We start from the raw sequence: 12,924 nt of genomic DNA on the forward strand, positions 1-12,924 counted from the left end.
CGCCCGGAGCGGGCGGGCCCCGGCGCGCTCCACGGGGTGTCAGGCCGCGTACCCCTTCGGCGGGATGAGCGTGGCGAGCTGGTCGAAGGACAGCCAGTAGATCTGGTTGCCGCCGAAGGACGCCGGGTCGGCGATGAGGACGGTGCCCTGGGCGTCGTCGTAGCCGATCACCGTGAAGTAGTGGTAGATCGTCTGGTCCGGCGGGTAGCCGGGCGGCTGGTTGCCGGGCGGGGCGACGATGTTCGCGACGACCGGGTAGCCGTTGTCGATGTCGAGCACGACGTCCTGCCACAGCAGGTCGCGCTGCGCCTGGGTGGGCGGGTCGTTCGGCATCTCCTTCGTCTCGTACCAGCCGGTGCCGAGGTTGGCGTTGAGCACGCCGGTGATCTGGCCGATGTGGTCGGTGCCGGCCTCGGTGGTGCCGAGCTGGGCGGCCAGGCCGGCCTGGCTCGGCGGGGCGGTACGAGCGGAGAGCGCGATGCGGGTGGCGGCGGGGCCGCACCAGTAACCCGTCTCCTGTACCTGGTAGTCGACGTCCAGGGTGCGGGCGGCGGCGGTCCGCTCGCCCTCGACGTGCAGCCGGGTGCCGGGGCGGTTCTGCCCGCTGACGACGGCGGTGCCGGAGGCGGTGCCGTGCTCCAGTACGGACGCCGCGGTACCCGGGCCGGGCTGCGCGGTACCCGCGGGCTGCGCGGCTGCCGGGGCGGCGAGCACGGCGCAGGCGGCGGTGGCCGCGAGCGCGGTGGCGATGGCGGTCGGCACCAGGCGGTGGCGGGGAGGGCGTGGCGTGCGGGGTATGCCCATCGGATCTCCTGACGTGGGGGGTTTGCGTGGGGGGTTTGCGCGGGGTGGGGGGTGCGTACGGTCGCGCCGCCCGGATGTGCCCCGGCTACGCCTTGCGCAGCCGGGCGATGACGCCGTCGAGGTCCCTGCGGAACACCTCGGGGCGGAAGACGTGCCCGCCGGGCTCCTCGCGCCACTCGTGCGGGATGCCTGCCCCGGCCAGCGCGCCGCGGAACTCCCGCTGGCCGGCGAGCACCTGGGTCTCGTTGGCGGTGTCGAACCAGTTCACCGGGTCGGGGCTGGTGCCGGCGACCATGAAGACCCGCTTGTTGCGGTAACTGCCGATGCGCTCGATCGGGTTGTCGGCGCTGACCCGCGCCTCGTCCCACAGCGGCGCGCCGTAGACCGTGCCGCCGGCCAGCTCCACGGCGGCCGACGACACGTTCGCCCAGTGCACGACGAGCCCGGCGTCCCGGCGCAGGCTCGCCGGGCCGGAGTGGGAGCTGACCGAGGCGAAGTGCCCGTAGTACTTGGCCGCGTACTTCAGCGCGCCGAAGCCGCCCATCGAGAACCCGCCGACCGCCCGGCCGTCGTACTCCGCGTAGGTACGGAAGTTGGCGTCGATCCACGGCAGCAACTGCGCGATGTGGAACGTCTCCCAGTTGCGCGGCCCGGCGTTGGAGGAGACGGGGTTGGAGTACCAGCCGGCGTGGCCGCCGTCGGGCATCACGACGATGACGCGCCGCCCGGCGGTCAGCGCCCGGATCCCGAGCCGGTCGAACTGGATGAAGTCCGCGTCGGTGCCGCCGCCGTGCAGCAGGTAGAGCACCGGGTAGCGGAGCCCGCTGCCGTGGTAGCCGTCGGGCAGCAGGACGTTGACGCCGGGGTCCCAGCCGACGGCGTCGGTCGCGAACCGGTAGTACCACATGCGGGGATCGGACTCGTTGCGGTCGACGATCCGCAGGCCGAAGCCGTCGTCCGCGGCGCCGGCGGGCGACGCCGCGGCGAGAACGCCGGCGCCGCCGGCGGCCAGCGCCGCCGTGAGGCCGCCCGCGGCCTTGAGAACACGTCGGCGGGTGGGACGGGTCTCGCTCACCTTTGACCTCCTGGGCCGTGTCGATACGCGGCACCGGGCCGGGGTCCGCCGGCCCGGGCTCGTGCGCTCCGTGTGCAGGCCACGGATCGTAGGCGGCGGTCCGCCGGGCGACGGGCGGGGCTTTTCCGGCTCGGTCGAAAAGCGCACCGCGCGGCGGGCCCCGGGGTCCTAGCCTCACGGAATGGCCGGCACGCTCCGCATCCACTTCGGCGACCGCGACTTCCGGCACGTCCAGCTCACCGGGAGCGCCGACCCCATGTGGGAGGCGGTCCTCGGGCTGCACGTGCTCAGCACGCCCCCGGCCCGTCTGCCCGCCAGGCTGCGCCCGTGGCGCCGCCGCGCCGTCGCGCGGCTGCACGGCGGCGAACTGCGCGCCGCCTGCCGGCTGCTGCGCGACCTGGCCCCCGCCGACGCCGCGTACTTCCCCGACTTCCTCACCCCGGTGGAGTCCGAGGAGGGCCTGTCCGCGGCGCTGGAGACGCTGCTGGCCACGCCCGGCCGGCGGCTCGCCCGCGAACTGCGCGAGGCCGCCCGGCACCGGCCGCTGCCCGCGTGGACCCGGTGCCTCGCGGCGGGGGACCGGGCGCAGCTCGGCCGGGTCGCGGACGCGGTACGGCAGTTCCACGCGCGGCTGATCGTGCCGGAGTGGAGCGAGGTGGAGGCCACCATCGCCGCGGACCGCGAGTGGCGGATGGACGCGCTGGACGGCGGGATGCCGGCGGTGCTGGGCACGCTGCGGCCGTTCCGGTGGCGGGGTACGGTGCTGACCGCGCCGTACCCGGTGGACTACGACCTGCGGCTGCGCGGCCGGGGCGTACGGCTCATCCCGTCCTTCTTCTGCCACACCGCGCCCATCGCGATCGCCGACCCCAGCCTGCCGCCGGTGGTGGTCTATCCGGTACGCCGCCGCCCGGCGGTGCCCGGCCCCGGCCGGCCGCCGGCCGCGCTCGCCGCGCTGCTCGGCACGGCCCGCGCCCGGGTGCTCGACGCTCTGGCCGCCACCGCCACCACCGGGTCCGTCGCCGCCCGCCTCGGCATGCCGGCGTCGACCGTCAGCGGCCATCTGACGGTGCTGCGCGGCGCCGGGCTGGTGCGCAGCGAGCGCGCGGGCGCGCACGTCGTCCACCGGCTGACCGGCCGCGGCCGGCACCTCCTCGGCCGCTGACGCACGGGGGCGCTCACCCGGGCCCGTCGAGGAAGTGGAAGCCGGGGCGCGGGTGCATGAGGAAGTCGTGGTGCGAGATGTTCCAGGCGTACGCGCCCGCCAGCGAGAAAACCACCAGGTCCCCGGCGCGCAGCCCCGCCGCCGCAACGCCCCGCGCCAGCACGTCCTTCGGCGTGCAGAGCTGCCCGGCGACAGTGACCTCGGCGCCGCGCGCGGCCGGCCGCGGCCAGGGGTGCGGCCACGGGCGGGGCGCGGGGTGGACCGTGCAGGGCTGGTCGTGTCCCCTGGTCGCCGGGGTGCGCAGATGGTGGGTGCCGCCGCGGACCACGGCGAACTCCTCGCCGTGGCTGCGCTTGACGTCCAGCACCTCGGTCGCGTACCAGCCGCAGTACGCGGTGAGCGCCCGGCCCGGCTCGACGCGCAGCGTCAGCCCCGGGTGCTCCGCGGCCAGCCGGCCCAGCCCCGTACCGTAGGCGCGCCAGTCGAACCGGCCCTCGGGGGCGGCGTAGTCGACGGCCATGCCGCCGCCGGTGTTGACCTCCAGGCCGCGCGCGTCGAGCCCGGCCCGGTCGGCGAGCCGCAGCGCACCGGCCACCACCGAGCGCGCCACCCGGAGCAGCCGCGGCGCGTCGAGCCCGCTCGCCAGGTGCGCGTGCACGCCGCGCAGCCGCAGCCGCGGGTACGCGCCCCGGGCGAGCAGCCGCGCGGCCTCCTCGGCGTCGGCGGGATCCAGGCCGAAGGGGGAGGGCCGGCCGCCCATCGCCAGGGCGCTGCCCGCCAGCGAGCCGTCGGCGACGGACAGGTTGACGCGCAGCAGGACGTCCACGCCGCCGTCCGGGGCGCCGCCCGCGGTCTGCTCGCCGAGCATGCGCAGCTCGTGCAGGCTCTCGACGTGCACACGGTGTACCCCCGCCGCGCGGGCGGCGGCCAGCTCCGCGGGCGTCTTGCCGGGCGCGCCGAAGGCGAGGCGGCGGCCGGGCACGGCGGCGGCGACATGGGCGAGTTCGCCGCCGGAGGAGACCTCGTAGCCGTCGAGGTACGGCGCGAGGGCGGCCAGGACCGCCGGTTCGGGGTTGGCCTTGGCGGCGTAGTACAGCTCGACGGCGGCCGGCAGGGCGGCGCGTACGGCCGCCGCGTGGGTGCGCAGGGCCGCCAGGTCGTAGACGTACGCGGGCAGTCGGTCGGGTCCGAGGGAGCCTAGGCGGTCCAGTACCGCGGGTGTCGGGGCGGTCAACGGGCGCTCCGGCGGGGCGCGTCGGGTTCCGGGGCGGCGAGCGGGTTCGGCAGGTGCACGTAGCCCGCCTCGCGGTCCGCGCGGCGGCCCCAGCGGGTCAGCAGGTTGGCCTTCGCCGGCAGCGGCGCCCCGCCGAGCAGGGCGCGCAGCCGGGACGGGTCGCCGAGGTCGCGGGCGCAGTCCAGCAGCACGGCGCGTACCCGCTCCCACAGCGCCGCCTCGGCCCGCGGGTGCAGGTCGGCGAGCGCGGCGAGCATGTCGGCGACGTGGTTGACCAGCAGGCAGTACACCACCCGGTGCCAGCCTCGGGTCGCGTCGTACGTCATCGGCCCCGCCACCTCCGCCGGCAGCGCGGCCAGGGTGCCGGCGTGCCGGTCGGGCAGCAGCTTGGTGCCCTCCAGGTCGCGGAAGACCACCTGCGCCGGCATGCCGTCGGCGTCCACGCACAGCAGCACGTTCTGGAGGTGCGGCTCCAGCACCACGCCGTGGTCGAAGTAGGCGGCGAGGACGGGCGGGAGGAGCAGCTCCAGGTACGCGGACCACCAGTCGAGGGCCGTGCGCGCGCGGGCGGCGGCGGGCAGCCGCGACAGGTGCGCCGGGCCCGTCGGGTACTCGTCGGCGACGGCACCCGCGAGCAGCGGGGTGACGCCGGGGCGCAGCACGCCGGTCAGCCCCTCGCGCACGATCACCCCGAAGCCTTCGAGCAGCGCCGGGTCCGGGGCGCCGGCCGGGCCGGGCAGCGCCAGGCTGCGGTACGCCGGTTCGCGCAGCAGGGCGGCGCCGGGGTGGCGGGCGGCCAGGCCGTCGAAGACGGGGCCGAGCAGCCGGGTCAGGGCGACCGCGCCGGCGAGTTCGTAACGGGAGTTCTTGCGCACGCAGTTGGTGATGCGCACGTTGAGGCTGAACTTCAGGAACCCCTCCCCGGTGTGCAGCGTGCGCACGGAGGCGGTCGGGGTGCACGGCGGCCCGCCGGCGCCGAGGTCGAGCACGTCCCGGCGGTCGAGGGCGGCGCGCAGCGCCGGGTGGCCGGCGAGGAGTTCGTACTGCCAGGGGTGGACGGGCAGCAGGCGGTAGCCGTCGGGGACCGGGCGGAGCCGGTCGAGCGGGGCGGCGGCGCCGGGCTCCGCGCTCTCCTCGGCGGCCAGGTGGGCGCGTACCGCGAGATGGCGCAGCGGAAAGGAGACGCCGGCCTCGGGGGCGTAGGCGGACCAGGCGGCCATGCCGCCGCCGCGGGCCTTGGGCGTGGGGTGGAATCGGTGGCCGAGGGGGAGCGACTGCTCGGAGTCCAGATACGCGGCGAGCGGTCCGGAGCCGTCCGGCCGCTCGCGTACGGCGGCGGCCAGCGCCGCCGCCGTGCCCCGGTGGCTGGAGGCGACCTGCTCCAGGAACTCGTCGTTGCGCACGCCCGTACGCGCCGACAGCTCGTCCTGCACGTGCTCGGCGAGCCGCCGCCAGCCCACCTCGGCCCAGTCGCCGCCGCGCCACTCGGCGACCGGCCCGCGGAAGCGGTGCGCGCCCAGCAGCGAGGTGCGCCGCAGCGCCACGCGCAGCAGCACACCCCGCCGGGACAGCCGCAACAGCAGCCGGCCGCCGTCGACGGTGGCCTGCCGCTCGGGTCCGCAGACCTCGCGCAGCAGGCAGTTGAGCAGGGTGTGCGCCACGGCCTCGTCGGCGGTGGGCGGTCGCGCGGGGGCGGCGGAGGTCGTCGCGGGCACGGTGGCGGTTGAGGCGGTAAGGGGCATCAATGGTTCCAGCCGGGGCGGGGGGAGGGGATGGACGGGCGCGGGGCGGTCGGGGACGGGACGGCGTCGGGCGGCGGCGCGGTTCCGGCCGCGTCGCGGAGGTAGTTGGGGCCGGTGGTGTAGTGCTTGTTGACGTCGGCCGCCCCCGAGCGCTCCTTGGACAGCAGCGTCCCGGCGGTGACCATCGCCTTCACCGGCAGCCGGCCGGCGCGCAGCACGCGGGCCCGCAGTACGGCGCCCGGCTCGCCGGGCGCGGTGCCGAGCCGGGCGACGGCCTCGGCGAGGCGGTCGCGCACGAGCCCGAGCAGCGCCGCGAGCGGGGCGCGGCCGTGCCGGGCGAGGCCGAACGCGTAGGCGCCGGCGCACAGATGGACGGTGATCGTGGCGAAGACGTCGGCCACCGGCCCGTCGCCCGCGCACAGCGTCCGGGCGTCGGCGAAGTCGCCGGTGGCCGGCGCGTCGGGCCCGAGGGCGGCGCGCAGCCGGGCGTGGTGGATGCGCGGCCCGTCGTCGTCCTTGAGCAGCAGCCGGACGCGCGGGCAACCGTCCGCGGTGCGGTCGGGCGGGTCGAGGACGAGCGAGACGTTCTGCTGGTGCGACTCCAGCGCGATGCCGTAGCCGAACAGCGTGGTCTGGAAGTCGAAGAGGAGGGTGAGGAGGTCGTCGAGCAGGGCGAGGGGGTCGCCGCCGTGGCAGCGGTCGGCGAGGTGGTCGACGACGAGCCGGCCGCCGGGAGCGGGGGCCAGCAGCGCGGCCAGGGGAACGACGAGGGCGCCGTCGAGCCCGGCGGGCTGGCGGCGGCACAGCACGGCGAGCAGTTCGTGGCCGGCGTGCGCGTAGGCGGTCTCGTCGGCGTGCAGCACGGTGTCGCCGAAGCGCGGCTCGCGCCCGACGACGGCCGCCAGCAGCCGCTGGACCGTCGCGCCGTCGTCCAGGGTGGCGGGCTTGACGGTGCGCCGGTTGCGCAGCCCCAGGGTGGCGGTGGCCAGCGGCAGCTTCAGGTGCAGCCGGGGGTCGGCGGCCGAGGCGACGGTACGCATCGACAGCGTCGGCACCACGTCGAGGTACGGGTCGGGGGCGAGCGCCGCCCGGCCGGCGAGGCCGGCGGCGTCGAGCGCGCCGTGCAGCGGGGCACCGAGGGTCAGGGGGTGCACGGGCAGCGCGAGATGGGTGCGGTCGAGCGCGGCCGGCAGCCCGAGGGCGGAGGGGCGGGGCCAGGCGGCCGGCGGACCCGGCGCCGCGGCCGGGTCGAGGGCGCCGCGCAGGGTGAGGGCGTCGCGCGGCAGGGCGAGCCAGCGCAGGGCGAAGCGGGGGTGGCACTCCGGGGCGTGGGCGCGCACGTCGGCGTCCGTGAGGCCGGCGCGTGCGCGGGAGGTCGGGTAGACGGGGTGGTCGAGGCGGGCGGCGAGGGTGTCGTACGCGAGCGTGCCGGCGTGGCCGGTCCAGCGCGCCGGGTCCGGCCCGTACCGCCCGACAAGCTCCGCGGCCGTCCCCTCCCAGGTGGCGCCGTGCAGCCGGGCCGTGGCCAGCGTCCGGCGGCACTCCGCGGCGAAGTCGGCGAACCCGGCGCGGTCTTCGGGCTCGGCGTGCCCGGCGAGGGCGGCCAGCACGGCGTCGGACCCGGTGACCTCGGTGGTCTCGCCGCCGCTCTCGCGGAGCAGCAGCGGCAGGCGGGCGCCGTACGCGCTCTGGAAGCCGTCCGGCGCGACGGGCAGCAGCAGCGCGCCGTCCCCCGCCGGGTCGGGAAGGCGCAGCCAGCGCCCGTCCGCCCGGTCGGCCGCCGTCGAGCGGGTGCGCAGCCCCACCACGTCCTCGCGCAGCAGCGCGCTGAGCACGCGCAGGGTCAGCTCGTCCTCCTCGGCGTCCCCCGCTTTGCCGTCCCCGGCCCCGCCGTCCCCGTCCGCGGGCGCGGCCCCGCTCACGGCGTGATCTCCCAGCGCTGCGCGGCCAGGAAGTCCGCCACCACCCGGTCCACCCGCCGCTGGTCGGTGCCGATGCCGCGGGCCACGCCGAGGAAGTCGCGGTTGGTGCGGTGCAGTTCGCGGTGCTCGCCCACCTCGCGCAGCGGGCGGTACGCCAGCTCCACCCCGTCCACCACCAGGTCCGCCGGGCCCGGCGCCGCGGTCAGCGTCCCGGCGGCGTCCGCGCACGGGTACGACAGCCGCGCCCGCCCGTCGGTACGCGCCCCCAGGTCCGCGGGCAGCGGCTCGCCGAGGTGCGTGCGCAGGACGTGCTCGAAGAACGGGATGTCCAGCAGCCGGGCGAGCAGGAGGTCGCACTGGTCGCCGATGGCGCGGTAGTTGACCTCCACGATCCGCGCCCGGCCCGCGCTCACCGTGAACTCGGTGTGGCAGGCGCCGAACCCGACGCCGAGCGCGTCGAGCTGCCCGAGCACCCCGGCCGTGACCGCTTCGGGGTGGGCGGGCCTGTAGGCCATGCGCTCCTCGATGAAGTGCGGCGGCGGCGACAGTTCGGTGTGGAAGCCGCCGAGGAGGTGGCGCACCCGCCCGTCGCCCAGCGTCTCCAGCGTGTACAGCTCGCCGTCCAGGAACTCCTCGACCACCAGCGCCTCGCCCGGCCGCCGTGCCCGGATCTCCGCGCAGCGCCGCACCAGCTCCGCCGCGTCGGCGGCCAGCACCACGTCCTCGCTGGCGACGCCCTCGCGCGGCTTGACCACGCACGGGTACGGCACGTCCAGCGCGGCCGGCGCCGCCGGATCCCCGTCGGCGGGCAGCTCCGCCGCCCACACCGGGTCCGCGCCCGCGGCGGCGAGGCGGCGGCGCATCTCCGCCTTGTCCTTGGTGGCGAGGGCGGCGCGCCAGCTCTTGGCGGGCAGGCCGAAGTAGTCGGCGGCGAGCGCGGCCTGCGTCTGGAGGTGGTCGCTGTTGGTGAAGACGGCGTCCGGCCGGTGGTGGGCGGAGATCCGGCCGATCACGGCGCGGAAGTCGCTCACGTCGCAGCCCAGCGTCTCCGGTTCGGGGGCGCGCCGCCGGTGGGCACCGGGCTGGTCGGTGAGCACGGTGACGTCGAGGCCGAGGCGGCGCGCGGCGGGGAGGAAGCCGTCCGTGACCGAGTCGGTGGGGTTGCGCGCCAGCAGATATAACCGCACGGAATCCTGACCTGACACCTTCCTGGATGCACCCGCCACCTGCGGCAGAGGTAAGGCTTACCTTACTCTGTCGATCACCTGCCGGTGCACGGGGAGCGAAATCAGAGCGGGGTCCCGCGGCCCCGGCGCTCCCCTGCGGCGCGCGGCCGGCGGGAGTCCACGTACCGAAACGGGTTTGAGCCCGCGGCGGGGTCGGAACGACACTGCGGGGGGAGCCGTGCCGCGACGCGGTTCCGCCGCTTTGCCCGCACGGCCGTCGCCCAGGCGCTGACGAGTCACCGTTTCGAAAGAGAGCCCCCGATGGCCACCGCCTCGCGCCGCCGGCGCCTGTCGCTGTCCCTGATGTTCCTCATACCCGGCCTGTCGCTCTCCTCGTGGGTGACCCGGACCCCGGACGTCCGGGACGAGCTGGGCGCGTCCACCGCCGAGATGGGCCTGATCCTCTTCGGCCTGTCCGTCGGCTCCACCATCGGCATCGTCAGCTCGGGCGCGCTGGTGGCCCGGATGGGCACGCGGCCGGTGATCGGCGGCGGCACGGTGCTGATCGCGCTCGGGGTCGCGGGGGTCGGGACGGGCGCGCTCGCCTCGTCGGCGGCCCTGGTCACCGCCGGGCTCTTCGTGTTCGGCCTCGGCGGCGGCTCGGGCGAGGTCGCGCTGAACGTGGAGGGGGCGGAGGTCGAGCGGCTGCTCGGACGCTCCGTGATGACGACGCTGCACGGGTTCTTCAGCCTCGGCACGGTGCTCGGCGCGAGCCTCGGCATGCTGGCCACGGCCGTCGGCTTCCCCGTGCAGTGGCACCTGATCATCATGTCCGGCGTCGCGCTCGCCCTCTTCCTCGCCTCCTTCGGCGACGTCCCGGGCGGCGTCGGCATGCGGGCGCCCGGGGCCGTGGAAGCGGACGAGGAGACCGGGAGCGAGGGCGCGGCGACCGGCCGGCCGCTGTGGAAGGACACCAGGCTGCTGCTGATCGGCGCGGTCGTCCTCGCCATGGCGCTCGCGGAGGGCGCGGCGACCGACTGGCTGCCGCTGCTGATGGTCGACGGCCACGACCTGGACGCGGCGCTGGGCTCCCTGGTGTACGTGGGCTTCGCCACCGCCATGACCGTCGGCCGCTTCTGCGGCGGCTTCTTCATCGACCGCTTCGGGCGCTACCTCGTGATCAGGACCAGCGCGATCTCCGCGGCCCTCGGACTGGTCGTGGTGATCTTCGTCGACCATCCGGTGGCCGCCGGCGCCGCCGTCCTCTTCTGGGGCCTGGGCGCCTCGCTGGGCTTCCCGGTCGCCATCTCGGCAGCCGGCGACTCCGGCCCGAACCCCACCGCCCGGGTGAGCCTGGTGGCGATGATCGCGTACGGAGCCTTCCTGGTCGGCCCGCCCGGGCTCGGCCTCCTCGGCGACCACTACGGGCTGCGCTCCGCGATGATCGCCGTCCTCGCGCTGGTCGCCACGGCGATCTTCCTCGCCCCCGCGGTCGGCGAGCGCCGCCCCGCGGTGGCGGACGTCAGGAACGACCCGAAGAACCCGAAGGCCGCCCCCGAGCCCGCGGACGAGACCGCCGCCGCCGACCGCGACCGCTGAACCGCCCGGGCGCCCGCGGCGCGTTCAGCGGTCGCCGAGCAGCCGGAGCAGCGGACCGGCCGGCAGGGCGTGGCGGGTGCGGCCCGCCGGGCCGGTCGTCGTCACGGCGGCCAGCAGGGAGTCGAGCACCGCCTCCTCGACGGCGTCCATGACCCCCTCGAAGACCGGGTCGAGAGCGGCGTCCGCCGGCGGCCGGCCGGCGGGCCGTACGCCGAAGGCGATCGCGTAGTCGCCGCTCCCGTGCCCGTACGACGCGCCCGTTCTGGCCAGCGCGAAGACCGCGCGCCGCGCCACCCGGGTCAACTGCCGGGCGTCCAGCGGCGCGTCGGTGGCCGCGACGACCATGCACGAGCCGGTCTCCGGCGCGGCCCCGGAGCCGGGGCCGGGGACGCCGACGTCGGCAGGGGAGACGGTGCGGCCGAGGACGCGCAGCGTGCCGCCGAAGTTCGCCTGCACGAGCACGCCGACGCACGCGCCCCGCCCTCCGACCTCCACCAGCCGCGAGGCCGTGCCCACGCCCGCCTTGAAACCCAGCGCCGCCACCCCCGTGCCCGCGCCCACGCACCCCTCCGCGACCGGCCCGCCGGCCGCCCCGTCGAGGGCGGCGCGGACGTGCTCCGCCCGTACCGGCCGGGCCCGGATGTCCGACAGCACGCCGTCGTTGCACTCGCCGACGACCGGGTTGAGGCTCGTCACGTCCGCGCACGCCGGGCGTTCCAGCATCCAGCCGACGAGCGCGTCGGCCGCCCGGAACGCCGACAGCGTCGAGGTGAGCAGCACCGGCGTCTCCAGCGCGCCCAGCTCGGCGAGCTGCGTGCTGCCGATCAGCTTGCCGTACCCGTTCCCGGCGAACACCCCGGCGGGCAGCGGCGCCCCCGGGTGCACCTCCCCGGGCACGATCGCCGTGACGCCGCTGTGCAGCAGCGGGGGCTCGCGCAGCGTCACGTGGCCCACGCGCACGCCCGGCACGTCGGTGATCGCGCCGTACGGCCCGGGCGGGAGCCGGCCCGGGGCCAGTCCCAGGTCACGGGCGCGGCGCCGGTCGGCGGCGGCGGGTTCGTCCATGAAGCCGCAGGCTACGCCCCCGGCGCCGGCCGCAGGTTCCACACCTGGAGCACGCCGTCGTTGCGGGACGCGGTGACGAAGCGCCGGCCGTCGGGGGAGACCGTCACCGCGGACAGGTAGCGCGACGCCGTCCTGACCGTGCGGGCCGCGGCGGGCGGTGTGAGCGGGTCCCAGACGTGGGCCGTGCCGCCGCTGCCGACGCTGACGACCCGGGAGTCCGGGGTGACGGCGATGTCCGCCACCGACTCGCGGTGGGCGGCGATGTCCACGCCGGTGGTCGTGCCGCTGCCGTCGAGTTCGGTGAACTGCACCCGCCCGTCGAGCCCGCCGGTGATCGCGCGGGTGCTGTCCGGGGTGACCGTCAGCCCCCGGGCGAAGCACGTGTGCGCCGTCACCGGGCCGCCGACCGGGCTGCCGTCGGCCAGGTCCCAGACCCGTACGACACCGTCCTTGCCGTCCTCGTGCCCGGTGCTGACGATCTTCTTGCCGTCCGGGGTGACCGCGACCCCGGCGACCAGCTTGTGCGCCTGGATCGACCGCCCGGTCGGGAGGCCGCCCTCCAGGCTGAGGACGTGCACCTTGCCCTCGCCGCCGCCGGTGACGATCCGCCTGCCGTCGGGGGTGAGCGCGGCGTACACGGACAGCGCCACGCCCCATTCGCCCATGTACCGGTGGACCTCCAGCGGGCCGGTGACCGGCTCGCCGGTCCAGAGGTTCCACACGCCGACCGTGCCGTGGCCGCTGGCGACGACGCGCGTGCCGTCCGGTGTCACGGCGACCGACGCGACGGTGTTCGCGTACGTGTCGATCTCCGCGACCAGCTTCCACGGCGCCAGGCGCCAGATCCGCAGCAGCCCGTCGCCGCCTCCGGTGATCACGTGGAGTCCGTCCGGCGTCATCGCCAGCGACTGGATCCCGCCGCGCTGCTGCGCGCGGGCACCCGGCCTCGACAGCAGCCGCTCCCGCCAGCCTGCCACGCCGTACTCCCCTCCTCGGACACCGCCGGATCACCGGAGGCCGCGACGGACCACCGCGGTCCGTACGCCGGCGCCCCAGGCTGCCACGCGGATCCGGGGACCCCTCCCGTGACCGTGTGCGGACACCCGGCGGGCCCGGTGGCGCGCCCGCGCGGGAGCGGCGCCACCGGGCCGC

At 76.8% G+C, this 12,924-nt stretch carries 10 protein-coding genes; 2 read left to right on the forward strand and 8 right to left on the reverse strand.

Going from position 1 to position 12,924, the window contains the following annotated elements:
• Nucleotides 1–39: 39 nt before the first annotated feature.
• Together QBL21_RS16415 and QBL21_RS16420 are read right to left on the reverse strand one after the other, a co-directional pair.
• A complete protein-coding gene (locus tag QBL21_RS16415) occupies nucleotides 40–804 on the reverse strand; it encodes a C39 family peptidase (RefSeq protein WP_407562937.1) in 765 nt (254 codons plus the stop codon).
• An 85-nt stretch (nucleotides 805–889) separates the two neighbouring features.
• On the reverse strand, nucleotides 890–1,879 hold the full coding sequence (locus tag QBL21_RS16420) for an alpha/beta hydrolase (protein ID WP_407562938.1): 990 nt from the start codon (nucleotides 1,877–1,879) through the stop codon (nucleotides 890–892).
• A gap of 181 nt (nucleotides 1,880–2,060) precedes the next feature.
• Between QBL21_RS16420 and QBL21_RS16425 the strand changes: the two genes are divergently transcribed.
• Nucleotides 2,061–3,044 carry an ArsR/SmtB family transcription factor gene (locus tag QBL21_RS16425; protein WP_407562939.1) on the forward strand — a complete coding sequence of 328 codons (984 nt, stop codon included), beginning with the start codon at nucleotides 2,061–2,063 and terminating at the stop codon, nucleotides 3,042–3,044.
• 13 nt (nucleotides 3,045–3,057) lie between these two features.
• Here the strand turns inward: QBL21_RS16425 and QBL21_RS16430 are convergent, their stop codons facing one another.
• From QBL21_RS16430 to QBL21_RS16445, 4 genes are read right to left on the reverse strand one after another with little or no spacing between them, the layout of a single operon-like run.
• Nucleotides 3,058–4,278: a type III PLP-dependent enzyme gene (locus QBL21_RS16430; protein WP_407562940.1), complete on the reverse strand. Its 1,221-nt coding sequence runs from the start codon at nucleotides 4,276–4,278 to the stop codon at nucleotides 3,058–3,060.
• Nucleotides 4,275–6,020 (reverse strand): IucA/IucC family protein, encoded by a 1,746-nt coding sequence (locus QBL21_RS16435; RefSeq protein ID WP_407562941.1) that lies wholly within the window; start codon nucleotides 6,018–6,020, stop codon nucleotides 4,275–4,277. Before QBL21_RS16435 ends, QBL21_RS16430 begins: the two co-directional genes overlap by 4 nt.
• Nucleotides 6,020–7,942 (reverse strand): IucA/IucC family protein, encoded by a 1,923-nt coding sequence (locus QBL21_RS16440; RefSeq protein ID WP_407562942.1) that lies wholly within the window; start codon nucleotides 7,940–7,942, stop codon nucleotides 6,020–6,022. The genes QBL21_RS16435 and QBL21_RS16440 overlap by 1 nt, the downstream gene beginning before the upstream one ends.
• Entirely contained in the window at nucleotides 7,939–9,129 is a 1,191-nt protein-coding gene (locus QBL21_RS16445) for an acetyl-CoA carboxylase biotin carboxylase subunit family protein (protein WP_407562943.1), read from the reverse strand. The genes QBL21_RS16440 and QBL21_RS16445 overlap by 4 nt, the downstream gene beginning before the upstream one ends.
• 300 nt (nucleotides 9,130–9,429) lie before the next feature.
• On the opposite strand from QBL21_RS16445, the gene QBL21_RS16450 reads away from it, so the two are divergent.
• Nucleotides 9,430–10,707: an MFS transporter gene (locus QBL21_RS16450; protein WP_407562944.1), complete on the forward strand. Its 1,278-nt coding sequence runs from the start codon at nucleotides 9,430–9,432 to the stop codon at nucleotides 10,705–10,707.
• A gap of 24 nt (nucleotides 10,708–10,731) precedes the next feature.
• Here the strand turns inward: QBL21_RS16450 and QBL21_RS16455 are convergent, their stop codons facing one another.
• Nucleotides 10,732–11,772 (reverse strand): P1 family peptidase, encoded by a 1,041-nt coding sequence (locus QBL21_RS16455; protein ID WP_407562945.1) that lies wholly within the window; start codon nucleotides 11,770–11,772, stop codon nucleotides 10,732–10,734.
• A gap of 11 nt (nucleotides 11,773–11,783) precedes the next feature.
• Nucleotides 11,784–12,749, reverse strand: a complete 966-nt coding sequence (locus QBL21_RS16460; RefSeq protein ID WP_407562946.1) for a WD40 repeat domain-containing protein — start codon at nucleotides 12,747–12,749, stop codon at nucleotides 11,784–11,786.
• Nucleotides 12,750–12,924: the final 175 nt, after the last annotated feature.

The sequence above is a fragment of the Streptomyces sp. 184 genome, assembly GCF_045781775.1.
Lineage (GTDB): Bacteria > Actinomycetota > Actinomycetes > Streptomycetales > Streptomycetaceae > Streptomyces.

What these genes read in the sequence shown, in the direction of transcription:
- QBL21_RS16425 (WP_407562939.1), top strand. Translation starts at nt 2,061, where the DNA reads ATGGCCGGCACGCTCCGCATCCACTTCGGCGACCGCGACTTCCGGCAC.
- QBL21_RS16415 (WP_407562937.1), bottom strand. Translation starts at nt 804, where the DNA reads ATGGGCATACCCCGCACGCCACGCCCTCCCCGCCACCGCCTGGTGCCG.
- QBL21_RS16435 (WP_407562941.1), bottom strand. Translation starts at nt 6,020, where the DNA reads ATGCCCCTTACCGCCTCAACCGCCACCGTGCCCGCGACGACCTCCGCC.
- QBL21_RS16450 (WP_407562944.1), top strand. Translation starts at nt 9,430, where the DNA reads ATGGCCACCGCCTCGCGCCGCCGGCGCCTGTCGCTGTCCCTGATGTTC.
- QBL21_RS16455 (WP_407562945.1), bottom strand. Translation starts at nt 11,772, where the DNA reads ATGGACGAACCCGCCGCCGCCGACCGGCGCCGCGCCCGTGACCTGGGA.